The 25,016-nt window shown below is 41.2% G+C and carries 21 protein-coding genes and 6 pseudogenes; 22 read left to right on the top strand and 5 right to left on the bottom strand.

Annotated elements, in window-relative coordinates; genetic code table 11:
• Nucleotides 1-36 precede the first annotated feature (36 nt).
• A pseudogene (gene dnaB, locus PN838_RS13180) lies at nucleotides 37-1,436 on the top strand (replicative DNA helicase).
• 3 nt (nucleotides 1,437-1,439) lie between these two features.
• Complete coding sequence (alr, locus tag PN838_RS13175; protein WP_272180968.1) at nucleotides 1,440-2,516, top strand: alanine racemase; 1,077 nt, start codon at nucleotides 1,440-1,442, stop codon at nucleotides 2,514-2,516.
• 69 nt (nucleotides 2,517-2,585) lie between these two features.
• Here alr and PN838_RS13170 read toward each other — a convergent pair whose 3' ends face one another.
• A complete protein-coding gene (locus tag PN838_RS13170; protein WP_272180967.1) occupies nucleotides 2,586-3,035 on the bottom strand; it encodes an Lrp/AsnC family transcriptional regulator in 450 nt (149 codons plus the stop codon).
• Nucleotides 3,036-3,247: 212 nt separating this feature from the next.
• Between PN838_RS13170 and PN838_RS13165 the strand changes: the two genes are divergently transcribed.
• A complete protein-coding gene (locus PN838_RS13165) occupies nucleotides 3,248-3,769 on the top strand; it encodes a LysE family translocator (protein WP_272180966.1) in 522 nt (173 codons plus the stop codon).
• A gap of 60 nt (nucleotides 3,770-3,829) precedes the next feature.
• On the opposite strand, the pseudogene PN838_RS13160 reads toward PN838_RS13165, so the two are convergent.
• A pseudogene (locus PN838_RS13160) lies at nucleotides 3,830-4,847 on the bottom strand (LacI family DNA-binding transcriptional regulator).
• A gap of 299 nt (nucleotides 4,848-5,146) precedes the next feature.
• Between PN838_RS13160 and PN838_RS13155 the strand changes: the two are divergent.
• From PN838_RS13155 to PN838_RS13130, 6 genes and pseudogenes are all read left to right on the top strand, one after another.
• The gene (locus tag PN838_RS13155) at nucleotides 5,147-5,419 is read left to right on the top strand and encodes a hypothetical protein (protein ID WP_272180965.1); all 273 of its coding nucleotides are present in this window, start codon (nucleotides 5,147-5,149) and stop codon (nucleotides 5,417-5,419) included.
• Complete coding sequence (locus PN838_RS13150; RefSeq protein WP_334313513.1) at nucleotides 5,401-5,877, top strand: TonB-dependent receptor plug domain-containing protein; 477 nt, start codon at nucleotides 5,401-5,403, stop codon at nucleotides 5,875-5,877. The genes PN838_RS13155 and PN838_RS13150 overlap by 19 nt, the downstream gene beginning before the upstream one ends.
• A complete protein-coding gene (locus PN838_RS13145) occupies nucleotides 5,858-7,897 on the top strand; it encodes a TonB-dependent receptor (protein ID WP_272180964.1) in 2,040 nt (679 codons plus the stop codon). Before PN838_RS13150 ends, PN838_RS13145 begins: the two co-directional genes overlap by 20 nt.
• Nucleotides 7,898-7,975: 78 nt before the next feature.
• Nucleotides 7,976-8,287, top strand: a pseudogene (locus tag PN838_RS13140) (tryptophan 7-halogenase); the annotation flags it as partial.
• A complete protein-coding gene (locus PN838_RS13135; RefSeq protein ID WP_334313512.1) occupies nucleotides 8,248-9,096 on the top strand; it encodes a tryptophan 7-halogenase in 849 nt (282 codons plus the stop codon). The pseudogene PN838_RS13140 and the gene PN838_RS13135, both read left to right, overlap by 40 nt.
• A gap of 35 nt (nucleotides 9,097-9,131) precedes the next feature.
• Nucleotides 9,132-9,527 (top strand): tryptophan 7-halogenase, encoded by a 396-nt coding sequence (locus PN838_RS13130; RefSeq protein ID WP_272180963.1) that lies wholly within the window; start codon nucleotides 9,132-9,134, stop codon nucleotides 9,525-9,527.
• Between the two features lie 125 nt (nucleotides 9,528-9,652).
• On the opposite strand, the gene PN838_RS13125 is transcribed toward PN838_RS13130, so the two are convergent.
• The 3 genes from PN838_RS13125 to PN838_RS13115 are packed head-to-tail and all read right to left on the bottom strand — an operon-like array spanning nucleotide 9,653 to nucleotide 13,307.
• A complete protein-coding gene (locus PN838_RS13125) occupies nucleotides 9,653-11,332 on the bottom strand; it encodes a CRTAC1 family protein (RefSeq protein WP_272180962.1) in 1,680 nt (559 codons plus the stop codon).
• Nucleotides 11,333-12,547 carry a vanadium-dependent haloperoxidase gene (locus PN838_RS13120; protein ID WP_272180961.1) on the bottom strand — a complete coding sequence of 405 codons (1,215 nt, stop codon included), beginning with the start codon at nucleotides 12,545-12,547 and terminating at the stop codon, nucleotides 11,333-11,335. It lies immediately after the preceding gene.
• Nucleotides 12,548-12,554: 7 nt separating this feature from the next.
• The gene (locus tag PN838_RS13115; RefSeq protein ID WP_272180960.1) at nucleotides 12,555-13,307 is read right to left on the bottom strand and encodes a DUF6851 domain-containing protein; all 753 of its coding nucleotides are present in this window, start codon (nucleotides 13,305-13,307) and stop codon (nucleotides 12,555-12,557) included.
• 413 nt (nucleotides 13,308-13,720) lie between these two features.
• Here PN838_RS13115 and PN838_RS13110 point away from each other — a divergent pair, with 413 nt between their 5' ends.
• From PN838_RS13110 to PN838_RS13050, 13 genes and pseudogenes are all read left to right on the top strand, one after another.
• The gene (locus PN838_RS13110) at nucleotides 13,721-14,827 is read left to right on the top strand and encodes a carbohydate-binding domain-containing protein (protein ID WP_272180959.1); all 1,107 of its coding nucleotides are present in this window, start codon (nucleotides 13,721-13,723) and stop codon (nucleotides 14,825-14,827) included.
• Nucleotides 14,770-15,126, top strand: a complete 357-nt coding sequence (locus PN838_RS13105; RefSeq protein ID WP_272180958.1) for a family 20 glycosylhydrolase — start codon at nucleotides 14,770-14,772, stop codon at nucleotides 15,124-15,126. Before PN838_RS13110 ends, PN838_RS13105 begins: the two co-directional genes overlap by 58 nt.
• A 5-nt stretch (nucleotides 15,127-15,131) precedes the next feature.
• The gene (locus tag PN838_RS13100; protein WP_272180957.1) at nucleotides 15,132-15,947 is read left to right on the top strand and encodes a family 20 glycosylhydrolase; all 816 of its coding nucleotides are present in this window, start codon (nucleotides 15,132-15,134) and stop codon (nucleotides 15,945-15,947) included.
• Between the two features lie 10 nt (nucleotides 15,948-15,957).
• The gene (locus PN838_RS13095; protein WP_272180956.1) at nucleotides 15,958-16,092 is read left to right on the top strand and encodes a hypothetical protein; all 135 of its coding nucleotides are present in this window, start codon (nucleotides 15,958-15,960) and stop codon (nucleotides 16,090-16,092) included.
• Between the two features lie 64 nt (nucleotides 16,093-16,156).
• Nucleotides 16,157-16,372, top strand: coding sequence for a chitobiase/beta-hexosaminidase C-terminal domain-containing protein (locus tag PN838_RS13090; protein ID WP_272180955.1), 216 nt, complete (start codon nucleotides 16,157-16,159; stop codon nucleotides 16,370-16,372).
• Between the two features lie 527 nt (nucleotides 16,373-16,899).
• Nucleotides 16,900-17,391, top strand: a complete 492-nt coding sequence (locus PN838_RS13085; RefSeq protein ID WP_272180954.1) for a glucosamine kinase nucleotide-binding domain-containing protein — start codon at nucleotides 16,900-16,902, stop codon at nucleotides 17,389-17,391.
• 22 nt (nucleotides 17,392-17,413) lie between these two features.
• The gene (locus PN838_RS13080; protein ID WP_272180953.1) at nucleotides 17,414-17,692 is read left to right on the top strand and encodes a hypothetical protein; all 279 of its coding nucleotides are present in this window, start codon (nucleotides 17,414-17,416) and stop codon (nucleotides 17,690-17,692) included.
• A gap of 139 nt (nucleotides 17,693-17,831) precedes the next feature.
• Complete coding sequence (gene nagB-II / locus PN838_RS13075; RefSeq protein ID WP_272180952.1) at nucleotides 17,832-18,833, top strand: glucosamine-6-phosphate deaminase NagB-II; 1,002 nt, start codon at nucleotides 17,832-17,834, stop codon at nucleotides 18,831-18,833.
• 75 nt (nucleotides 18,834-18,908) lie between these two features.
• A pseudogene (gene nagA, locus PN838_RS27330) lies at nucleotides 18,909-20,032 on the top strand (N-acetylglucosamine-6-phosphate deacetylase).
• Nucleotides 20,033-20,118: 86 nt separating this feature from the next.
• A pseudogene (locus tag PN838_RS13065) lies at nucleotides 20,119-21,458 on the top strand (sugar MFS transporter).
• Nucleotides 21,459-21,506: 48 nt separating this feature from the next.
• Nucleotides 21,507-23,465, top strand: a pseudogene (acs, locus tag PN838_RS13060) (acetate--CoA ligase).
• A 119-nt stretch (nucleotides 23,466-23,584) separates the two neighbouring features.
• Entirely contained in the window at nucleotides 23,585-23,728 is a 144-nt protein-coding gene (locus PN838_RS13055; RefSeq protein ID WP_272180951.1) for a hypothetical protein, read from the top strand.
• Entirely contained in the window at nucleotides 23,695-24,522 is an 828-nt protein-coding gene (locus PN838_RS13050) for a D-2-hydroxyacid dehydrogenase (RefSeq protein WP_272180950.1), read from the top strand. Before PN838_RS13055 ends, PN838_RS13050 begins: the two co-directional genes overlap by 34 nt.
• Nucleotides 24,523-25,016 lie beyond the last annotated feature (494 nt).

Genomic DNA, 25,016 nt, shown 5'->3' with positions numbered 1-25,016 from the left:
TTACCCCTCGTAATGTCTCAACCAGCAGAGTATTAAATGGCGAAATCGTCTTATAAACCGACCAGAGAACAACAAGCTCAAGTGGACTCGTTAAAAGTCCCACCGCATTCTATTGAGGCCGAACAATCGGTTTTAGGTGGTTTGATGCTGGACAATAATGCGTGGGATAGAGTCGCAGAAAAAGTCGTAAAAGGTGATTTCTATTTAAAGCAACATAGAGATATTTTTGCTGCGATGGCCATGTTGATGATCCAGAATCATCCTATTGACTTAATCACGGTATCTGAAGCTTTAGAAAAAGATAAAAAACTTGAAGGCGTTGGTGGCTTTTCTTATTTAGGGAAATTGCCAAAAATACACCGAGTGCAGCAAACATTGTAGCTTATGCTGCAATTGTTCGAGAAAGAGCGGTTGTCCGTGAACTTATCGGCACAGCCAATGAAATGGCCGACGCGTGTTATAACCCCGAAGGGCGGAGCAGTGAAGAACTATTGGACTTTGCTGAATCCCGGGTTTTCAAAATCGCCGAGCAGCGTGAAAATAAAAATGACGGACCTAAAGACCTACAATCAATATTAACTTCTACCGTTGATAAGATTGAAGAACTTATGCGTACCGACAACGACGGTATCACGGGCTTAACAAGTGGCTTCACCGATCTCGATAAAATGACCAGCGGTTTTCAACCATCTGATCTGATTATCGTGGCCGCACGACCTTCAATGGGTAAAACCACGTTTGCTATGAATTTAGTTGAAACGGCAGCACTTACCTCAGATTACCCAGCACTTGTATTTAGCTTAGAGATGCCGTCTGACTCAATAATGATGAGAATGCTGGCGTCGCTAGGTCGAATCGATCAAACTAAAGTTCGTACCGGTAACTTAGACGATGACGATTGGGCTCGATTGGCTAGTACACTTGGTATTATGCAGGAAAAAGGTAAGCTTTATATTGATGATTCATCGGGGTTAACGCCTACCGAGGTTCGCTCTAGAGCGCGTCGTATCGCCCGGGAACACGGTGGTCTATCCATGATAATGATAGATTACCTTCAGCTGATGCGATCCCCTGAATTTAAAGATAATCGAACCTTGGAAATTGCCGATATTTCTGCGTCATTAAAAGCTTTAGCAAAAGAATTGAACATTCCGGTTATTGCCCTAGCACAGCTTAACCGTGGATTGGAGCAACGAGCAGACAAACGCCCAATCAACTCAGACTTACGTGAATCTGGCTCAATAGAGCAAGACGCTGACTTAATCATGTTTATTTATCGTGATGAAGTTTATCACGAAGACTCAGCGGACAAAGGTACGGCAGAGATTATTATTGGTAAACACCGTAATGGTCCAATTGGCCGAATTAGGTTAACAACTCAACTGCATTATTCTCGATTCGATAATTATGCTGGCAATGCTTTCATAGACGACTAAATCATGTATCAGCCAACAGCAGACATTAACTTGTCTGCGCTAAACCACAATTTAACGCAGATCAAAAAGCGGGTAAAACACGCTAACGTACTAGCTATGGTAAAAGCTGACGGTTATGGTCATGGCATTGTGCCGGTTGCCCAAAGTTTAGCCGCAGCGAATGCATTTGGTGTTGCGCGGGCGAGCGAAGCAAAAGAGTTGGTTGATGCCCAAATAAATAAACCTGTAGTGTTGGTTGAAGGGTGTTTTGATCTAGACGAATATCAATGGGCGTTGCAAAGTGGGGTACAAGTCGCTATCCATACTCCAGTGCAGCTAGAACAATTTTTAAGTTTAAAAACATCAAAGCGGATAACCGTTTGGTTAAAATTAGACACTGGTATGCATCGACTTGGATTTAGTCCAACACAATTTAAGACCGCTTTTCAACAATTAGAACAGTGCCAACATTGTGTCGATATTATCTCAATGACGCACTTTGCCTGCGCTGACGACTTAGAGAATCCACTAAACGAGATGCAGCTCAGCGAGTTTGAACAAACCTGTTCAGGACTTGAAGGACAGCAGTCAGTCGCAAATTCAGCATTGATCTTGTCTCGTCCTGATAAAATTAAAGACTGGGTTCGTCCCGGTATTGCGCTTTACGGCTCATCGCCTATTGAAGGCAGTCAATCTCAAGATTTTGACCTTCGCCCTGTAATGACATTCAAGGCTAATATCATTGCGATTAATGCTATTCCAAAGGGACATACCGTTGGATATGGTTGTGGTTGGACTGCAGATAAAGATAGCACGATAGCCGTGGTGGCCGTTGGATATGGAGATGGTTATCCACGACATGCTCAAAATGGCACACCAGTGTTAATCAATGACCAAAAAGCGCCTTTAGTTGGTCGCGTTTCCATGGACATGATTACTGTCGATATAAGTGAGTTAACCAATGTAAATATTGGTGATTCTGTCGTCTTGTGGGGAGAGGGATTACCAGCAGAAGAAATTGCCATCTGTGCGTCTACTATTAGCTATACCTTGTTTTGCGGTATCACTCGACGAGTAAAACGTAATTATATCAGGGCTTAAACTGGTTAGAATAGTGAATGTCGTGTCACTGAAAAATGACGTTTTGACTCCGAATTACTCTTAAATCAGTTATTGTCTTTCATCTTTAGGAGAGTCCATTACCACATGTGTACTTATTGTTGCGACCTGTGGCAAATCCCCAAGTACGTCAGTGTGAAACGTCTTATAACTCACTAAATCTAGAGTTTCGACTCTCAGTAAATATTCAAAAGCCCCAGTGACATTATGGCACTCTAATACTTCGGTAGAGCCTGATATTGCCTGTTCAAAGGCTTGTTGTGCGTCTTTAGTGTGAGTCTTTAATCCAACGGTGACATAGGCTACAAAGCCAATCCCTAAACGCTGATTATTTAACACAGCTCGATATGACTGAATAACGCCGGACTGCTCCAACTCCTGAACTCGACGTAAACAGGCGGAAGGAGATAAACCCACTTTTTCTGCAAGTTGAATATTGGCGATCCGGCCGTCGTATTTTAACTCGCGCAATATTTGTTGGTTGTATCGGTCTAATTTCATGATTAATTGCAATTTGTCTTTTATACAAACAATAAACGCAATTTAATTCGATTGGAAGCGCAGTAAACTACTAATTCAGAATCACTTGAACAGAACGATGCTGAGCAAGTGAAAAACGTCCTAATTTAAAATGGAGCTCAAATGGAAACGTTAATGACGTTGGCACTTTTTGCGTTTGTTTCGTCAATCACCCCATAGGTCCCAACAACTTAATGTTATTAAGTTCAGGAGTGAACTTTGGCTGGCGCAGAACGTTACCACATATGATAGGTGTCGCCAGTGGTTTTACTTTGATGGTGTTTTTAGTGGGGATTGGTGTAATTCAACTGTTTGACATGGTGCCGCAAAGCTATGTTGTTCTAAAATGGTTTTGTATTGTCTATTTGTCTTATCTTGCTGTAAAAATCGCGCGTTCTGGTAATGCTGTCGCGAGAGAAAGTGGTAGTGTTAAGCCAATGACCTTTATGCAAGCTGTCTTATTCCAATGGGTTAATCCAAAAGCCTGGACCATGGCGTTAAGTGCAATTAGTGTTTATGCGCCCGAACGAGACTTAATATCTGTAATCTGGGTGTCATTAATTTTTGCGGCCATTAATTTGCCGTCGATTACGGTTTGGGTCGTTGTTGGAGACCGACTTCAACAATTTTTGACTAGCGCTGTCAAATTGAAAGTGTTTAATTACTCGATGGCGACGTTACTGATATTGTCTTTGTTCCCAGTCATTATGGAATAAGGCGTAGCGGGAGTTTTAATGTTAAAAAAGGCGTCTATCAGACGCCTTTTTTATGCGATGCTATTTAGGACTAAACGCCGTTGTTGAATCTCTAACCAGTAAAGTTGGATTAAACTCAATAACATCTTCAATAACTTGGTTTCGGATCTGCTTAAGTAACAATTCAGTTGCGGATTTTGCAATCAAGGATGTCGGCTGCTCTGCTGTTGTTAGCTTAGGCCAAGTTTGTCTAGAGAATGGACTGTTTTCGAATCCAACAATAGAAATTTGGTTCGGAATATCGATACCTTCTAATCGACACGCAAATAATGCACCTGCTGCGATTTCATCGTTACTTGCGAAGATGGCGGTTGGCATTTTTTCAACGTGAGCAGTTGTTTAGCTCCATTTACACCTGATTCGAATGAGTATTCACCGTCGACAATAAAATTCGGTTTGACCGAGATCCCACGTTGTTTTAAAGCTTGTTGATAACCTTCTAAACGTTCATGACTCGACTTATGTTCAGGGTCACCACAAATAAACGCAATATCGTTATGTCCTAAATCAATTAAGTACTCAGTGATAGATAAACTTGCCGCTCGGTCATTAACATAAACGCATTGGTTTGCTTGCTCTAATGAGCCTTTCCCTGAAATGACTCGAACAAACTTCACGCCTTTTTTTGAAGTTCGAAAATTAGCTTTTGATTTTCAGAAAGAGGAGGCGTCAATACCAAACCATCAAGGTTTGAGCGTGCTACTAAGCGTAAAATCTCTTGAATTATATTAGGTGCGTGGGCGTCACAGGGGTGGATCAGCAATTCAAAGTTTTGTTCACGACAAACATCCAAAATACCATTTTGCATATCGATTATGTAATACGCATTAGGGTTGTCGTATATAAAGCCTATCTCAAACGATTGAGTGCTAGCTAAGCTACGGGCCGCTTGACTCGGACGGTAGTTTAACTCTGCCATTGCTGCTTGTACTTTGTCTTTAGTGGCCTGACGGACACCTTGTTCGTTATTAATGACACGCGAAACAGTCTTGATTGACACGCTTGCTTTTTCTGCAACTTCGCTAATAGTTATTTTCATTAAGTGATTCCTCTGATTGCAAGCTAAGACTAGCACAGTGGAGTCTGACAACGATAGCCAATTTTGATGTTTTATTGTTCATTTATTTGGTTTTTGATTGAAAGTGTAAATATTTTATAAAACTTAAATGCTAATAAATACAAACAGATGTGGTTTTTTGTGGTAAAAAATGAACTATTTTTTGTAAATACGATTGCCTTTTAAATAATCTTGTATTAGTTTAATGACAACGCTGTCATTTTAAATAAAAGTTAGTGTACTAAAAAACAACAACAATATTGATGAGCTTGGGAGCCATTATGAAAAATTCTCGTCTTAAACTATCCGCATTAGCGTTGGCAATCGCTAGTTCACTTACTGCTACAGCAGTTACAGCCGCAGAAGCTGATGAACAAGTAAAAGCTGACGACGATGTTGAAGTTATTCAAATACGTGGTATTCGTGCCAGTACTAAGAAAAACTTAAATCAAAAACGTTTTGCAATGGCAATTGTAGATACAATCACACCGGAAGATATCGGTAAATTCCCTGATAAAAACGTTGCAGATACGTTATCTCGAATTCTAGTGTAACTGTTAGCCGTGACTTTGGTGAAGGCGAAGGCGTAACAATTCGTGGTTTTACCCCTAACCAAAACGTAACATTATTGAATGGTCAAGGTGTTGGTACTGCTCAGTGGTTTGTACTAAACAATACTGGCCGTAACTTCAACTTTGAAATGTTAGCATCAGAAATGGTTGGTGGCCTTGAAGTTTACAAATCGCCACAAGCCGATATCGAAGAAGGTGCGCTTGGTGGTACGGTAATCGTTAATACTCGCAAACCATTAGAAATGGAGTCAGGCACAATCGCTGGTTCTGTCGATATGCAGTACTCTGAACTTCCTGACGAATGGGATCCAAGTGCTTCAATCGTAACCGCTTGGTTAAATGAAGACGAAACATTTGGTATTAACGTTTCAGCGGCAATACAAAACAGAACAGTAGAACGTCATTCTCAAGAGTCTGATTTTGGTTGGTTTGGCCCCTAGTATTGCGAGAATCGCGGTTACACCACCTAAAAACGACACGCCACAAGAACAAGGCTCAACTCCTTGGGGTGTAGGTTCTGCGGTATTTAAACAAGACCGCGAACGTGTAAACTTTGATATGACGGCTCAATGGATGCTTTCCGATCAACTTGATGTAAGTGTTCATTACTTATTTTCTGAAATGGAAGCGTCAAACGTAAACTCAAATATGATTGGTATTCCTTTCCGTGGTATCGCTGTAGGTGATGATTATGCTCGCGAAGGTACAACATCTGGTGGTTATTTAACGCATCTTGAATATTACGGCGACCCGGCTCAAGGCGGATGGGTTCCTCAGTTCTTAGCTTACGATAATATCTATCGTGATGGTTCAAAAATGGGTACTCAGGTACTTGATTTTGAAGTGAACTACGAAGCTGATTTTGGTCAAGTGCATTTCCAAGCCGGTACAACAACGGGTAAAGGCGATATTTATGACTTCTTTACTGAATTCTGGGCAGATCCACTAGATTCTCGCGCTGGTATTATCTTTGATAATCCAAATCCTTCATCACATGGTCCTGCGATTGACTTCGAACGGGCAAACCCTTGGATGTCTAACCCAACAGACCAAATGTACTTGGGTGGTATTTTCAACCAGTACAATGAAGTTACCGACTCAGAAAATTACGCACAAGTTGACGTAACGATGGATCTAGAATTAGGTCTAATCAATCAAGTTAAATTTGGCGGTAAAATTAAAGACCGTAGTTTTGAACAAGAGCGTCATCAAGACAACTTGTCTAACCTTGCTGGTTGGGGTGCAGGTAGTTTAGGCCCTGTGTCTGATTTTTGGTCAGGAGACCTACTTAACATTGAACATGCGGGTAACTCGTTACAAAGCCAGACGTATTTTGATCCAGACCGCTCTAAAATGTTTGACGCTTTGTATGCTCAACCTGCTTGTACATCTGCGTTAGTTGATGCAGGTACAACATGTTTGAATCGCGATCAATTCCAACCGTTAGCTTCGTTTAACATTGAAGAAACAATCACTTCATTGTACGCCATGGCAAACTTTGAAGGTGATAATTTCCGTGGTAACTTCGGTGTTCGTTATGTTAGCACTGATGCGACTTCAAACGGTTATGACGCGTCAGCAACAGCTGTTGCCATAGATAACAGTTACAGCAACTTATTACCAAGTGTTAATGTTACTTATACTTTGTCTGACGATTTATTGTTACGTGCTGCGGCATCTAAAACAATATCTCGACCTTCGCCTTTCTCTATGGCACCTGCATTTAACTTAACGCCTGAAACAGGTCGTGGTGATGCTGGTAACCCAGATTTAAAACCGACTAAAGCGACGTCGTATGACTTAGGTATGGAATATTACTTCACTGAATCATCGTTGTTGGCTGCAACGTATTTCTATAAAGATATTACTGACTTCCAATTCAACAATGTCATCCAAAAAGAAATCAACGGTGTTCAATACAACCAATTGAATAGCCCAGATAACGGTGACAGCTCTAGTTATTCAGGTTTTGAACTACAAGTCCAACATATTTTCGATAATGGGTTTGGTGGTTTTGCTAACTATACGTTTGTTGACGCATCGGAAGGTAAATATACATCTGCTGAAGTCGACGGTGATGGTAACGTAACTATGGTTGATGGTAGCGTTCAGTTCCCAGACGTTTCTGAAAATGCATATAACTTAGGTGTGTTCTACGAAACGGATACATATAGCGCACGTTTGAACTACAACTACCGTAGTGAGTATTTCACAACGCAAACTGAATTTGGTCCAACATTCCGTGACGCAACTAGTCAAATGGATGCGCAAATCAGCTATGACGTTTCAGAAAACATCACAGTTAAATTTGAAGTGGTTAATTTGACGGATGAGTCATTTAACAACTACTTAATTAATGACGGTGATGTGGCTGGCTATCAGTACACAGGTACAAAAGTTGTATCGACTGAAAGCCAAAATGGTCGTCGCTTCTACGTTGGTGCAAACTTCAAATTTTAATTTGAATTAATACCAACTCCAACATAGCATTAAAGGCCAATCACTTGATTGGCCTTTTCATTTTTATGAGGTAGTACCTTGGATCCTAAATCTATTTTAATTTGTGGCGGTGGCACGGCGGGCTGGATGGCGGCAAATATGTTTCAGCATCGTTGGCCAAAAACACATATAACCTTAATAGAATCAGATAATGTCGGGATCATTGGCGTTGGCGAGGGTTCGACACCTTATTTAAAACACTTTTTCGCCCAACTTGGCATTAAAGACAGTGATTGGATGCCTCAATGTAATGCGACTTATAAGGTTGGAATAAGTTTTCCAAACTGGTCCACACGCAAAGGGCATGAACAATATTTTCATCCATTTTTTCAGAGCTGGACATTGAGTCTGGCGAACCATTTTTTCATAACGCCAAATTACAAAAATCAGGTGTTGAGGCGAATGCCCACCCAGATCATTATTTTGTCACAGCCCAAATGGCACGTGATTGTTCTGCGCCAATCTCTAATAAATACCCCGACCTAAATATTGATTATGGTTACCATTTTGACTCTGGATTATTGGGCGAATATCTAAAAAAACGCGCCATTGGTCTTGGGTTAACACATATCGTAGCCGATATTGAAAACGTCATTGTTGATGATAATTTGAATATCAATTCTGTTCAGTCTAATGCGGGAAGTCATACTGCTGAGGTCTATGTCGACTGCACAGGATTCCGAAGTTTATTAATGCAACAGGCATTGGCAGAACCTTTTATATCCTATGAAGACAACCTGTTTAATGACTCTGCAATTGCCATAGCGACAGATTTGAACCTCGATGAGCCTATCACACCCCAGACTCGCTCAAGCGCGCTGACATGTGGTTGGGCGTGGCAAATACCGTTGACCAATCGTTATGGTAACGGTTATGTTTATAGCTCCAAATACATTTCAGACGACGATGCAGAACAAGAACTTCGAGCACACTTAGGCATTGAAGATAAACCCGAGATAAAAGCTCGCCGCCTAAAAATGAAAATTGGCCGAATAGAACATCATTGGAAAGGCAATTGTCTGGCAGTGGGATTGTCTCAAGGTTTTATCGAACCGCTTGAGGCTACTGCACTGATGTTAGTGCAATACACCATAGATAATTTTATCGAACATTATGTGCATAGTGAACATAACTCCCTAACAAACAACGCTGTCAGTTAGCCGCGCAAGAGAGCTTTAACAGCAATGTTAATAAAATGATGGAAGGTATTCGAGATTACATTGTGACTCACTACGTAACAAATAGTCGTGACGACTCTGCGTACTGGGCAGATTGCCGTAATGCATTGAAATCCAAGCGATTAGAACGACTGTTGAAGGTGTGGGATGACAATGGTGACTTCGAGTCAGTTTTAAACGAGTTAGATGATGGTCTCGTTTATCTAAGACCATCTTGGTATGTTTTACTTATGGGGGTGGGTCGATTTACAACTAAATTAGAGCAAGTTGCGCCTGCAGCGAAACCCGTATTGGACTATAAAAAATCCCGTGGTTATTGTGAGCAATTAGTGGCAGATGTTTTTCCGCAACACAACCAGTATTTACAATCCATATATGGCGACAAGTGGCCACATAAAATGTCATTAATCTAATGACGTTTTTCAGTTAGGGGCTTAAGCCCCTACCATCCAGATTCTAGTGCCTATTACCTATTACCTATTACCTATTACCTATTACCTATTACCTATTACCTATTACCTATTACGTAGCACCTAGATTACTGATTAGTTATAACAAGAACTTGTCCGAGGTTAACGCCTTTTTGCTGGGTTATAGAGCCGTCAGGCCAAGTAACGTCGATAATAACTTGGCCATTGTATTGACCAAAACCAAAGTGCAGTTCGTTGGCGTTTTGTGACACAAAATTATTGTCCAGTCTGACTTCTTTAGTTTGAACTAGGTTGTCAGTCGTAGTTACTTGAACCCGAGCACCAATCGCTGCGGTATTAGGGTTTTTACCCTTTAATCTAATTTTAAGGTAACTATGACCTGTGGTCAGTTCATTTTTGTAGTACTTTGCCGGGCCTTGATTATTGGATATGACAATGTCGATATCTCCGTCGTTATCCATGTCGTTACAGCTTAATCCTCGCCCTTGATTTGTGTCATTAACACCAGAAACTGCTGCGATATCGCTAAACGTATTATCACCATTATTGATAAACAGTCGTGATTCATCTTGTTGAAACATTGAAAATAACTGTCCATTTTGACCCCAACCATTTACATGATAAATATCGGGAAAACCATCGTTATTAAAGTCAGCAATACACGCACCCCAACCCCAGCCGCCGTCAGCAACTTTTCTACTTGCCGACGCATTGGCAAAGTTACCTGTACCGTCGTTTAAATATAAGGTATTGCCGCGGTAACCTGCAGTTGGGTTTTTGTCCTCGCCGTCGTATTCCCGTTCAGCAATACTCGTGACATACCAGTCCATGTCGCCGTCATTATCGATATCGGCAATAGCTGAACCCATTCCAAACTGGTCGATTAACGCGTCACTAATAATTTGATTAAATGTGCCGTTGTCATTGCGAAACAGTTTGGTTAAGCCGTAATCTGAGACCAGTAGTAGGTCAAAATCACCGTCATTGTCGATGTCGGACAAACTTGGCACAAATGAAGAATCTTCTTCGCCATCAGGATTAGACTCAGTATCAAATTGGTTAAAATAGGCGTCGTTAAGTCCCATAGAATTACTAATATCAACAAACTTAATGTCGCCGACATTAGAGTCGTTACGCCAAATTAACTCTAGACTGTCACCGTCATCGATATCGTGGCCCCAGTGACTCATAAATAAGTCTAAATCACCGTCAAAATCGATATCGCCCACTGTCACTGAAACTGTGTTGGCTGCGGTTAATACCAATCCGGTTTCAGTCGTAACATCTTTAAACTGACCATTGCCGATGTTTTGAAATACAAATATCGGGTCGTAATCAACTGAACCGATAAATAGGTCGAGCAAGCCGTCACCGTCAAAATCAGCAAACACGGGGCCACTGCCTTTGACACCTTCAATGGCGACACCTGCGGTTTCAGCCACATCGATAAAACTGCCATTGCCTTGATTTTGATAAAGTTTGTTGGTGCCTGATTCACCGGCAATTAAGTAAAAATCTAAGTCGCCGTCATTATCATAGTCTTCCGTTGCGACCCCTGCAGCAAACATTGAGGGCATCGTTGGATTAGAACCAAATCGATTAGCATGAAATAGTGAAATCCCCGTCGTTGATGTGGCATCTGAAAAGGAAAGTACAACAGTTTGTTGTTTGTCTTCTTCAACAACTGGCTTGTTATTTGTAGATGAAGAATCACTTCCACCACAGCCAGATAAGGCAAGTATTGTAAAAATGATTATAGGACTAAACAGTAACTGGTTTTTCATCATTTAGTTTCCGTTAAACATCGATTGCACTTTATTGAATGCCTCAGGACCAATTTTCATACCCATTCTACGGTAAGGTAAATCATCTGCTGGTGGATGAATTCCACCCCAAATGCGAGATAAACTGCACTGATCCGATGCATCTTGATAAGTTGCCCATTGAAGAGTCATGTCTACACTCGGGCCTTGTTCAAACACTAAAAAGTCATTGGCCTTAATTTTGAATTCGCTCATCCCGCCCGGGAAATATTCACTTCCCGTGACTAAGGTCATTAACTCTGCTGCTGCTCTGGAAAATGTTGAATGGCCAGACACATAACCGGCAAACGGTGGTGTAACAAATGATGGACGTTGATATGACCACCAGTGTTCCGCCAATATCCATTGCGCACCAGCTTGATCGGTTGCCGGCGATTCAATATAAGCCGGTCCGCGCCATGCATACAATTTGATTTTACCAATGTGTTCGTTGTTGTCGCCTGCAAGTGGATCACCAGCATTTACCAATTCAATGTGATTAGGTACTAAAGGTAGTCCATTTTTGTGATAAGAAGGTAGCAAAGGGTCGGTACTTTGGCCTAAGTCGGCCATTGCTCTAATTGCTGACACTGGACGAATATAGTCATACCAGCCTTTTACACCCCAAGCAGTAACAGCAGCGTCGTGCATGGTTCCACCCATTGCAAAGTAGGTCTTTATATCCCACTCCAAATTACCCAAAATGTCGCCTTCTCCAGCCCAGCGCTTTTCCATAAGTGGATGGTCACTGACTGAGTTTAGAATGACAAACCAATGCCCAGGTGGCGTTTCAGATTTTGGCCCGTCCGCCCAAAACTCTGCCAATACTCGTGCGTAATCGCCTCTTGGTACAAGTTGTTCTTCATATTCCTTGCCAGTTGCTGGGTTAATGGAATAACCCTGACTTGCGTCACCTCCATCAACCAATGAGTAAAATTGGTCAAAGTCTTCAAAATTTTCTGGAAATGAGTTTATGTTCCCTAAGCTACGCGGAGAAATATCCCACATAACATCATCACTTTGATCTAAATGTCCTGACCAAATCGCAACTAGAGCAAAGCCCCATTTGTACTCGTCGGATAATTCGTTATCAATTAATGGCGGTACACTCAGGTCATGAAATACTTGGTAATCAAAACCATCACGTTGAAAAACTTGTTTGTCATTTTCAGATAATGAAAATGGCACGACTTGCCCCATTCAGCGCCTAAAAATCTGGAATGTCGGTGACTAAATTCCCCGATTGGTCGATAAAATTCTCCAATGCAATTCGTTGCCAACGATTTAAGTCTGTAATGTCCGGGTTACCAGCGAGTTCGTAATTTAATTTTATGTCGGCATTGACTGGTTTGTAGACAGTGTTTGCGTAGTCATTTTGTTCGTTAGAGCCGTCAGTTAAACCAAACTCGATATAGCAATTTGCAATGTAATTACCAAGCGCAGCCGCTGGGTCTGTGGCATTTTGATAATCGATGGATGTAAATGTTGAATCAAAACCGAGCTCAACCATAAGTTCCTCAGCTTGATGTAGAGTAAAACCAGCACTAGGGGACGTCGCAAAACGATGCTTCAACAGGCTAAATGTGGCGTAACTTATGGTTTTTTCTTGAGCCGGTAAGGTATCGACTGGCACATCAAAATCGGTTTTATTGCAGTTATAGCCATTGAGTGATTGGCCAAAAAGCAGTGGTGTCTCAGTTTTTCTGTATGCGGTCCAACTGTCATACATCGCTGATGAAATGTGAAATAGGTTTCTGGCATGAACCGTTGGGCGGGCATAATCGTTGCGAATGGCATCGAGCACGACTTCATTCCATAATCTAGCAACAGAATGGCCGTCACGTTCAGCAGTCAGTTCAACTTCCTGGATGACTTTAGGATCATCACTGTTGGTACATGCTGTAATAACATAAGCGAGAATTAACGTGGTTATTAGCTTAAGGCTATATTTGTTTTTCATACTACTATACCCAAAATGTATTTATTCAGAGACGCTAATCGCCTCAGGTATACAACGCGGAGTTAATATAAAAGCCGTAGCTTGACTTTCTTTACTAACTTATCCATCAATCTGAGAATGCGTTGTGATAATAGACAGCGTTGTCATTGGTGGTTCATAAATTACGCTTGTTTGACAAAATATCAACCAGTTTTTGATGGTTTTGTTCTCTCTCTTGCTTGGTGTTATGTGTTTGTGACTGAATTTAAACAATTTATTATGAATTTGATATTAGCTAAATAAATATTAATGACAGCGTTGTCTATATTTGGTATGTTCAATTTTAATGCGATGATATTTGCAGCGTTAGCTGCGACATTTTGCGAATTCAGGGTCAGTGTTTCGCAAAGCTGAACGACTTTTACTGGGTATTTATGATGAAAAACGTTTTACATTCTGCGATTATTTTAATAGCAACCTTAGCAGGTGCGTCTGGCTGTGATTCTAATTCAATGTCGGCTTCGTCCGGAGCATCAGTTGGTTCTGAGCCCATTAGTGCAAAAAAGTTTGCTGCAATTTTGGATGTGAAAACTCGAGTCATTACAAATCGTTCTACAGATGAGTGTGACAAAACCAAAGTAGATGGCCTATGTTATCAAGCCGAGCTTGTATTGACCTCTCCGGAATCGTTTATTGAACGTAACTGGCAAATTAAATTCAGTAATATGTCACCTGTCCAACAAGACTCCAGCGAGTTGTTTGACATTGTTCATATTAACGGTGATCTCCACAAACTAGTCCCAACCGAAAAGTTTTCTGGCTTTAAAGCTGGTGAAGTTTACGTTATTCCGTTTCAAGCTGGCTTTTGGGCATTATCTCAAACGGACCGTATGCCGAATTACTATTTGGTTGATAGCACGGATAATGCCTTTCTCATCGAGAGTACGGTTCCTAAAATTGATGTGGAAACTGGATTGGAAATACTGCCCCACGTTGTGCCTTTAAGTTTGGACGATAAACATTTTAAGCGTACACCAGCCGATAATACGTCACCTGCGACTGCTGAATGGCTGTTTCAAGAAAATAACCAGTTTTATGAAAACGTTGATGTGACGTATTCAATTTTACCAACCCCTAAATCTATTAAAGCCCCGCGTATGGCAGGTAACCTCGATCTCACACGTGGCATTGCGATCGAGGTTAATGGAATTGAACTCAGTGGTATCGAAGCGGCAATTGAGCGACTGGCTTATTTAGGTGTTGAGCAAGCCGAAGACGGACTTAAAGTTGTTCTAACAAAAGCAGCAGGTTTAGCTCTAGAGGGATACCAATTGGCAACAACGCGAAGTGGAATTGAAATAGTTGCTTCTACAGAAGTTGGTGCATTCTACGGCTTGCAATCTATTGCGAGTTTACTCGACCCAAATTCCCTGACGGTGCCATTTATTGTGATTGAAGATGAGCCTAGATTTGCGTTCCGGGGATGCATATCGATGTTTCTCGAAACTTTAAATCAAAAGAATTTGTTCTTTCGGTGTTAGATCAGATGGCCGCGTATAAATTGAATAAATTTCATTTTCATTTGGCGGACGACGAAGGTTGGCGAGTCGCTATCCCTGGATTACCGGAGCTTACCGATGTTGGCGCATTTCGTTGTCATGAAGCAACGGAGAAAAATTGTTTGTTGCCTCAATTAGGAGTAGGGCCAAATCGTGATTCGAAGATGAATGGATATTATAGCTTTGAAGACTATAAAGAAATACTGGCTTATGCGGCTAAACGACATATTCAAGTCATTCCATCAATGGACATGCTTAAGGCCATTCTCGAGCTGCAATAAAGTCAATGGCAGCTCGTTATTCAAACCTTGCTAAACAGGGCAAGTTAGAGCAAGCAAAACAGTATTTGTTACATGACATAGAAGATACAACTCAGTATGAGTCAATCCAATTTTATAACGACAATACGCTTAATGCGTGCATGGATTCGTCGTATGACTTTATTGGAAAAGTAGTTGATGAACTGCAAATTATGCACGCTGAAGCAGGTAATCCGTTAACTAAATACCATATTGGTGCTGACGAAACTGCCGGAGCTTGGGTAGAGTCAAGTGCGTGTGAAGCCTTATTAAAAAACAATGTGATGGGCATTTCCGAAGCAGAAGATATCGCAGCTTACTTTGTCGAGCGAGTCTCTCAACTGTTGGCTAAGCGTAATATTGAAGCGGCGGGCTGGAACGATGGTATGGGTCATACCAACGCAAGGCGAATGCCAGAAGTGGTGCAATCAAACGCGTGGACACCATTATTTTGGGGCGGACATAGTGCGGCGCATGAACAGGCTAATCGTGGATGGCAACTCGTTGTGTCATCGCCAGATGCTCTTTATTTCGATTTCCCATATGAAGCTGATGCCAATGAACGTGGTTATTACTGGGCTGCGCGTCGCCTCAATTCCCGAAAAGTGTTTAGCATGATGCCAGAAAACTTACCCGCTCATGCCGAGTATTGGTTGGATAGAGAAGAAAACCCCTATGTCGCAGACGATACAAAAAAACTGAACGATGATGGCACGATAAAACAGCAGCCAATGGCCAAAGAATTTAAATTTTATGGTATGCAGGGGCAGTTGTGGTCGGAGACCGTACGTACCGACAACTAAGGCGTCTTACATGATATTTCCACGGCTATATGCACTTGCGGAACGAGCATGGCATAAAGCCAATTGGGAACTTGATTACAATTATCAAGGTGCGATATACGGACCTGATACAAATCACTTTACCAAAGATAAGCGACTTTCCTAGGGTAAAGACTGGATCAGGTTTTCAAACCACATCGGCAAAAAAACGCTTAGTAAAGCTGACAGCGTTGGACTTTTTATCGATTGCCAACGCTATAGGTGCTGTAATTCAGGATGGTCAATTGCTCGTAAATACTATGTATTTTGGCTTACCGGTCGAATATAGAACGGAACAAAGTGACTGGCAGTTATATTCTGGTCCTACCGTTGTTAGCGGGTTAGTAGAAGTTAGAACAACAACACTAGATGGTAGCCGCAAAGGCCGATCAATAGCCGTTCGTTAGAACATTAGAGCTAGGTAAATGCAGTAACTTATTGCACTGCATTTACCTATAAAGCCTATTTTATTTGCGCTCTATACGTATCGTCGGGTTGTGTTTAGTTTTGCTTTGAACCAAAAAAATCGAATAAAATGGTGTTCAAAATTGTCTCCTTTCCAGTTTTATACTGTTTGATATTTCTTATTATTTTAAATGAAAGACTAATGCACTTAGCTGTGAATGGTTTTGTCACCTAATTTCTGCACTCATTTCAGACTCAAATATCCAAGTTTTCCATATTTTCATCTATTTAATTAGGTAGATAAATCTCTTATTTTATAATGGTATATAGTTTTTTATAAAAAATTACACGAATCTTTCTTGATCTTATTTATTGTTGTGATAACTTAAATGACAGCGCTGTCATTTATGGCCGGGCAATAAAATTTCCATATTGGGTTTTATTGCTAGCAAAGTGTTATTTCATGTTGTGGTGAAGTTTGCTCAGGGATGAGCGTTTTTTAACAAAAATAGAATTTGTTGGATTGAAGATGAGTAAAGATAAATATAATAACAAACAGCTTTATTTAGGTGTCGACGGCGGCGGAAGTAAATGTCGAGCTGTTCTTTATTCGGAACAAGACGGTGTTATAGGTGATGCTATATCTGGTCCAGCAAATGCGCTTCGTGGTGTTGCTCAGGCTCAGAAACATATTGTAGAAGCTACAGATGCAGCACTGGCTCAAGCCGGTTTGCCTGCAGAATATAAATCAAACCTAATCGCAGGCATCGGACTTGCTGGCCTCAATTTAGAAGCTTGCATGAATGAAATGAAACTGTGGGCATCTCCTTTTAAAAATACTTTTTACACCACTGATTTACATATTGCTTGTATCGGCGCTCACGGTGGCGAAGATGGCGCAGTAATGATTATAGGTACAGGTTCGAGTGCATTGGTGTCTCAAAATAACGAATTATTTGAACTTGGGGGTCACGGATTCCCAGTTGGCGACGCTGGTAGCGGCGCATGGTTAGGATTTTAAGTCCATTGAGTTGACCTTAAGAGTGATGGAAGGTTTGGTGAAAACAAGTGATTTTATCGACGAAATAGTATCGATTTATAAAATAAACAAAGCTGTAGATCTTGCTCAACTTGTCTCTGGGTATAGCCCAACCGATTTTGGTAAGTTAGCGCCTGTTGTTGTTAAACATGCCCTACAGAAAGATGCTCATGCGTTGGCAATTATGCAAGCCGGGGCTCAATATCTTTCACAGCTTGCAAAGAAATTACTGGATGGCAGAGGCGTAAAACTGTCATTGATTGGGGGTTGTCACCCCTTGTAGAAAAATATTTAGACGCTGATGTTGTTGCCAAGTTAACTCCGGCAAAACAGCCACCGGAAATAGGTGCGGTATTTTTTGCACAGCAACAAATTAAAGCGCTTTAACCAGCATTACATTTACCTAACGTAGGAATAAAAATATGTTAACAAATACCATTATGGAACGAGAAGCAAGAGAAGCACCTGCTCGCATTCAACAGCAATTAGAGAAAAACAAAGCTGTAGTTGAAAAACTAGGTGAAACGCTACGTGCCCTTGCGCCAAAATTTGTTTTCATGGTTGGTCGTGGTTCCTCTGATCACGCAGGTGTTTTTGGTAAATATTTGATTGAAGTTGAAACTGGAACACCAGTAGTGGCCGCAGCCCCTTCGGTCAAAAGTGTTTATGGTTCAACAGTTAGTTTAGCCGGTAGCGCTGTAATTGTTATTTCGCAATCGGGTCGCAGCCCAGACATTTTATCTCAGGCTGAATTGGCTAAAGCTCAAGGTGCACTTTGTATCGCACTTGTTAATGATCAAACTTCGCCATTGGCAGAGTTGGCAGATGTTGTCGTCCCACTTAATGTTGGTGAAGAAAAAGCTGTTGCAGCAACCAAAAGTTACCTTGCAACCTTAAGTGCCTTTTTACAGATAGTGGCGCATTGGAAAAACGACCCAGCATTAATTGCTGCTGTGGACGAATTACCTGCTGTTCTTGCAAAAACAGTTGATGAACCAGTGCAACTCAAGCCAGAATCTTTGACTAATGTTGACCACTTGGTTGTTATGGGGCGTGGTTTTGGTTATGCCTTGTCGCGTGAAGTTGCATTAAAACTAAAAGAAGTATGCGGTATTCAGGCTGAGTCATTTTCATCGGCAGAATTTTTGCACGGTCCAGTGACATTAGTTGAGGGCGGGTTAGACATTATCAGCTTAGATATCGATGATGAGTCAAAACAAAGCCATGACGAACAAATTAACGAAGTGAAAAAACGTGGTGCAACTGTGTCTCACATTTCACAAACAAGTAATACTATTCCAAATCGTATTGCGCCGTTGACTATTTTACAGCGATTTTATATTGATGTAGCGAATGTTGCTGTGAGTCGTGGTGTTGACCCAGACGCGCCGGCTGGCTTAAACAAAGTCACAAAAACGCTATAAATAGAAGGTGTTTGGTTTATTAAGACTTAATAAACCAAACAGGCTAAGATAACTTTTTTAAATGTGGGCGTAGCTATGTTATTAACAGCAGACAAAATATTTGATGGTAATCAATTTCTTAGTGATAAAACGTTAGAAGTTGAGGATGGCAAAATCGTGGCAATTCACGATGGGGTTTTACCACAGACTCAAATATTGACAGGAACATTAACTGCTGGTTTTATCGATTATCATGTGAATGGTGGTGGCGGTAAATTATTTAACTTTGAGCCCACAATAGAGACGTTAAAAGCTATGGTAGCAGCGCATGCCAAGTTTGGTACTACTGCTATGGTTCCTACCTTAATTACTGATACTGCAGAGGTTATGATTCAGGCGGCAGATGCGACGGCAGAGGCCATCGCCACTTCCCTACCTGGCGTCCTTGGCGTGCATTATGAAGGCCCACATTTGTCTATCCCTAAAAGGGTGTGCATGAAGAAAGCTTAGTTCGACCAATTGGTGATGTCGAACGCGAGCTGTTTTCAAGACAAGATTTGGGCGTAAAAATTATCACCCTAGCGCCTGAAAACGTATCAGACGAAGACATTCAGTTTTTAGTTTCAACCAAGAATAAAGTTTCTCTTGGGCACAGCAATGCGACCTTTGCGCGAGCCAAAGAAGGGGTAGTGCTTGGTGCCGATGGTTTTACCCATTTATTTAATGCCATGTCCCCGTTTACGAGCCGCGAGCTAAGGTGTGTTGGGAGCAGCGTTACAAAGCGATGCAGCCTGGTGTGGCATTATTATTGATGGGCATCATATGCATTATGGTTCAGCGCAAGTGGCTTATGCAGCTAAGCCCAAGGGAAAACTTTTACTGGTCACGGACGCTATGTCTACCGTTGGAAGTGACCAACAGGGCTTTGAATTTTTGGTGTGGAGGTCATTCGCGACGGCGATAAACTTGCGACGCCGGAAGGCACATTGGCCGGCTCAGCACTTGATATGATTACAGCGGTCAAAAATGCGGTTGTGCACTGCAATATTCCACTATCTGAAGCCCTCAATATGGCGTCATTATATCCGGCAGAATACCTTGGTGTCGCCGACACTATGGGCAGCATAGAAATCGGTAAAAACGCCGACCTAACGCTTTATACCGACGACTTTAACGTTACCAAAACGTGGATCTTAGGCGAGTTAGTCCATACGAATTAATTTAATATAATCCTCACTATGTGGGGATTTTTGTATAACAAAAAAATAACTATAACTACAAATAAAAGCAAAATTGGGAGAGTCATATGACTTCAATATCAACCACGCAACCGGCTACGGATGCAAAATCGAACTTTATGCCGATGGTTATTATCGGTGTGTTGTTTTTATCTTTGGCTTCGTCACTTGGTTAAATGGCTCTTTAATCCCATTTTTAAAAATAATATGTGAGCTAAATGAGTTTCAGGCCTTATTAGTGACATTTGCGTTTTACATTGCGTATACCGTGATGGCCTTTCCAATGTCATTATTGTTGGATAAAACGGGTTATAAAAATGGTATGGCACTTGGTTTAGCCGTCATGGTTGTGGGGGCGTTATTGTTTATTCCGGCAGCTAAAACGGGTCATTATTTTGTGTTTCTAACGGCATTGTTTGTTTTGGGTTCCGGTTTAACTATTTTGCAAACTGCCTCTAATCCTTATGTTGTTAAAATTGGCCCAGAAAGCAGCGCTGCAATGCGTATAAGTATTATGGGTCTTATTAACAAAGCCGCCGGTGTTTTGGCTCCAATGTTATTCACGGCGCTCGTTTTGTCAGGGATGGGAGATTATTCTGAAACACATATTGCTTCTTTAGATGCGGCGTCTCGTGCGGCAAAAATTGACGAGTTGTCTAACGCGCTTATCGTGCCTTATATCGGTATGGCAATCGCTTTATCTTTGCTTGTTGCCTTTGTTAAGTTTTCAAACTTGCCAGAACTTGAGCTCGAAGATGATGCAGAGGATGATAGTGCCCATAACATTATGTCTTTTCCACATACGGTTCTAGGTGCCGTGGCTATATTCTTTTATGTCGGCATCGAAGTTATCGCAGGCGACACAATTGGTTTATATGGTCAGACGTTGAACGTCGAAAATTTTGCCAGCCTTACGTCTTATACTATGGTATTTATGGTTATTGGGTATGTTATTGGTGCTACATGTATTCCGCGTTATATTAGTCAACAACAAGCCTTACTGGGTTCTGCAATAGCAGGGATGTTGTGTTTGGTTGGCGTACTAACTGCGTCGGTTGAAAGCCATGCAATATCTAGTGTTTTGTGGGGTTGGAGCGGTATAGCAACTATCCCTGACAGCGTAACGTTTGTTGCTATGCTTGGTCTGGCTCATGCTTTAGTTTGGCCAGCGGTGTGGCCGCTTGCTCTTAATGGATTAGGCAAGTATACAGCGCAGGGTTCAGCACTTATGATAATGGGTATAGCAGGTGGTGCGATTCTACCTTTGGCGTTTGGTCAGATCGCCCATGTAACAGAAGAGACTAGCTTAGGTTATTTAGTTGGTTTCATCTGTTATGGTTACCTTCTATATTATGGATTGATTGGACATAAAAAAGAAGTTGGTAATACCAACTCGTCAAATAGCTAGCCAGTAGGCTAGCTACCGATAGGGTTTAACAAAAATAAGAGAGAGGACATGACAGATATATTCCAAGTTCCAGCGCATTATGAAGCACATACTTTGCTTAATAATGATGAGTATTTAGCCATGTATCAGGAGTCGATTAAAAATCCTGATAGTTTCTGGCAAGAACAAGCGCAAAATCTAGATTGGAGCAAGCCGTTTACTAAGGTCAAAAATACCAGTTTTGCGAAAGGCAATGTTGATATTAAATGGTTTGAAGATGGAGAGTTAAACGTAAGTTACAACTGTATCGACCGCCATTTAGCAACCCGCGCCAATGACACCGCTATTATTTGGGAAAGTGATGATGGCGAAGCATCAGAGTATATCTCATTTCAGAAACTCCACGACGAAGTTGCAAAAATTGCGAATGGCCTAAAAAAATTAGGGATAGAAAAAGGCGACCGAGTTGCTATTTATATGCCGATGATCCCAGAAGCGGCTTACGCGATGTTGGCCTGTGCGCGGATTGGCGCAGTCCATTCTGTCATTTTCGCTGGTTTTTCTCCCCATGCAATTGCTGACCGCATAAATGATTGTCAATCGAAGGTAATTATAACCGCTGATGAAGGTTTCCGCGGTGGAAGTTTGATCCACTTAAAGCCAATGTCGATGAAGCCTTAGAGCGTCCAGACACTGCTTGTTTAGAATCGGTTGTTTGTTTTAAATATACCGGCCAAGACATTGCCTTAGCATGACGGAACAACAAGTCGTGCTGGCAAAGATATTTGGTGGCATGAGTTAACAGCAGATTGTGAAGCTGTTTGCGAACCCACTGCAATGAATGCTGAAGATCCACTATTCATATTGTATACCTCTGGCTCGACGGGCAAACCCAAAGGTGTTTTACATACCACCGGCGGATATTTAGTGTACGCAGCGTTAACGCATAAATATGTTTTTGATTGTAAACCTGGTGATATTTATTGGTGCGGTGCAGATGTAGGCTGGGTAACTGGTCACAGTTATTTAATCTACGGACCGTTAGCTAATGGCGTAACCACACTTGTTTTTGAAGGGATCCCTGTATACCCAAATGTTTCTCGATTAAGTGAGATCGTTGATAAGCATAAGGTTGATGTGTTGTATACCGCACCAACAGCTATCAGAGCATTGATGGCAAAGGGTGATGCGGTAATTGCTGGAACTCATCGAAAATCCCTTAGATTATTAGGCTCGGTCGGTGAACCAATTAATCCAGAAGCATGGAGTTGGTATCACAAAACAATTGGCAATGAAAACTGCCCAATAGTTGATACGTGGTGGCAAACAGAAACCGGTGGCATCTTAATTACCCCTTTACCTAGGGCAACAGACTTAAAACCGGGTTCTGCTACGCGGCCATTTTTTGGCGTCCAACCTGCGCTAGTGAGTAATGAAGGCGAAATTGTTGAAGGAGCAACCGAAGGCAATTTAGTTATGTTAGACAGTTGGCCGGGTCAGGCTCGTACGTTATTTGGTGATCACGAACGTTTTGAGCAAACGTACTTCTCTACCTATGAAGGCATGTATTTTTCTGGTGACGGTGCACGCCGTGATGAAGATGGGTATTACTGGATCACAGGTCGAGTTGACGATGTTTTAAATGTATCTGGCCATCGATTAGGTACTGCTGAAATTGAAAGCTCGTTGGTTGCACATGCTGCTACGGCAGAAGCGGCTGTTGTTGGGTATCCACACGACATAAAAGGTCAGGGGATCTATGTATATTTAATTCCAAAAGACGGCGTTGAAGTTACAGACGAACTGACTAAAGAAGTTCGCGATTGGGTTGCTAAAGACTTAAGTCCAATAGCCAAACCAGACGTAATTCAATGGACAGACGGTTTACCTAAGACGCGTTCTGGTAAAATAATGCGTCGAATTTTGCGCAAAATTGCGGCAAATGAACACGATAGTTTAGGTGACACCAGTACTTTGGCTGACCCGAGTGTGGTGCCACGTTTAATCGAAAATAGAAAAGGTAAATAGTAGCGCTTAGCGACTGGTTACAAATTTAAATGAAACCCGCTTTTTGCGGGTTTTTTATGCGAGACAGAATCGAAGTGGTATAACTGAACGATTGATATCTTTCATAATTGGAGAAAAACGTGAAAGGGGTATTTTTAGATTCAGCAACATTAGGCCCAGATATAGACGTATCTGAACTAAAATCTTTACCTGTAGATTGGCAGTTTTTTCATTCACATCAAACGAAGAGGTGCTTGAACGAAGCCTTGGAGCCGACATTATAATAACCAATAAAGTCGTTATAGATGCCGAACTTATTAGTAAATTGCCGACGCTAAAATTAATTTGCGTGGCTGCAACCGGTATGAACAATATCGATATGGTCGCAGCAGATAAAAATAATATCACTGTAAAAAACGTCACCAATTACGCCGGTAATTCAGTAGCTCAAGTTGTTTTTGCTAGTGTTATGCAATTACTTACCAATACACTTAATTACAATGCAATAGTCGCCGAGGGTAAATGGAGCCAGAGTCGCAGTTTTTGTTTATTTGATTTTCCTATCACGGAACTGACTGGAAAAACCCTTGGGTTAGTAGGGTATGGAACGCTTGCAAAGACTGTAGAGAATATTGCTCGGGCATTTGATATGGAAATACTCATAAGTGAACACAAAGGCTTAGATAAGGTTAGAGAAGGCCGCACAGCCTTCAATGATGTTATTGCAAAGTCTGATATCATTAGTCTGCATTGCCCGTTAACAACAGAAACTGAAAATTTAATTGCGGTTACTGAATTTGAATTAATGAAGTCCAGTGCAATTATTGTTAATACAGCTCGAGGCGGCATAGTAAATGAAGCCGACTTAATGGCAGCGTTAACTAATAACGTTATAGGTGGCGCTATTGTCGATGTGATCAGGCAGGAACCACCTGATATAAACTATCCACTTGTTAACTTTACCCATCCCAATCTAATTATTACACCTCATATTGCTTGGGCAAGTAAGGAAGCTAGACAAAGACTGACAAATCAATTAGCCCAAAATGTTCAACAATTTATAGTTGAACCTTTTTAATGTGATGTTAATAAAATTGAAACTAAACTGTGAGTGTATTTTCTAGTATAAAAAATAAAGCAGTTTTCCAGTGTTTCGTTCATTTTATTTCTTCTGAATAGAAATTAAGGGCAAATAAAATAGGGCCGATATCAATCTGGCTAAAATGATTTGTAGTATTCAAATACTACAAATCTACACAAAATGCTTATAAATCCCAAACGCCTCTTGAATGCTTCTCTTATGAATATGTCGGTATTTTTTACATAAAAAGACAGTTTTTAGTCATATGAAAGAATTTTTCTAATTTATAATATTGGGATTTTCTTAGTCTGGCCTCTAAAGCTATGGCTTGTAGCGGTTTTAGGTACTTATTCTTTGAAATTAATTTGAGCGCTAAACACTTTCTAACCTAATGTTTGTCGGCTTTTTTACAGCCAATATTTGTGGCATTACCAATTGCTTGTTTTTTGCTCGTGTTTTTGTGTTTTATATATTTAACCTGCTGTTATCTA

Origin of the sequence: Psychrosphaera algicola (genome assembly GCF_028401425.1) — a bacterium.
Classification (GTDB): domain Bacteria; phylum Pseudomonadota; class Gammaproteobacteria; order Enterobacterales; family Alteromonadaceae; genus Psychrosphaera; species Psychrosphaera algicola.
Note: the sequence above shows the minus strand (reverse complement) of the source record. Positions and strands in the feature narration are given on the sequence as shown.

Coding starts and splice junctions, on each gene's coding strand:
- alr (WP_272180968.1), top strand. CDS start 1,440: ATGTATCAGCCAACAGCAGACATTAACTTGTCTGCGCTAAACCACAAT.
- PN838_RS13170 (WP_272180967.1), bottom strand. CDS start 3,035: ATGAAATTAGACCGATACAACCAACAAATATTGCGCGAGTTAAAATAC.
- PN838_RS13165 (WP_272180966.1), top strand. CDS start 3,248: ATGTTATTAAGTTCAGGAGTGAACTTTGGCTGGCGCAGAACGTTACCA.
- PN838_RS13155 (WP_272180965.1), top strand. CDS start 5,147: ATGAAAAATTCTCGTCTTAAACTATCCGCATTAGCGTTGGCAATCGCT.
- PN838_RS13130 (WP_272180963.1), top strand. CDS start 9,132: ATGATGGAAGGTATTCGAGATTACATTGTGACTCACTACGTAACAAAT.
- PN838_RS13125 (WP_272180962.1), bottom strand. CDS start 11,332: ATGATGAAAAACCAGTTACTGTTTAGTCCTATAATCATTTTTACAATA.
- PN838_RS13120 (WP_272180961.1), bottom strand. CDS start 12,547: ATGGGGCAAGTCGTGCCATTTTCATTATCTGAAAATGACAAACAAGTT.
- PN838_RS13115 (WP_272180960.1), bottom strand. CDS start 13,307: ATGAAAAACAAATATAGCCTTAAGCTAATAACCACGTTAATTCTCGCT.
- PN838_RS13110 (WP_272180959.1), top strand. CDS start 13,721: ATGATGAAAAACGTTTTACATTCTGCGATTATTTTAATAGCAACCTTA.
- PN838_RS13105 (WP_272180958.1), top strand. CDS start 14,770: ATGCATATCGATGTTTCTCGAAACTTTAAATCAAAAGAATTTGTTCTT.
- PN838_RS13100 (WP_272180957.1), top strand. CDS start 15,132: ATGGCAGCTCGTTATTCAAACCTTGCTAAACAGGGCAAGTTAGAGCAA.
- PN838_RS13095 (WP_272180956.1), top strand. CDS start 15,958: ATGATATTTCCACGGCTATATGCACTTGCGGAACGAGCATGGCATAAA.
- PN838_RS13085 (WP_272180954.1), top strand. CDS start 16,900: ATGAGTAAAGATAAATATAATAACAAACAGCTTTATTTAGGTGTCGAC.
- nagB-II (WP_272180952.1), top strand. CDS start 17,832: ATGTTAACAAATACCATTATGGAACGAGAAGCAAGAGAAGCACCTGCT.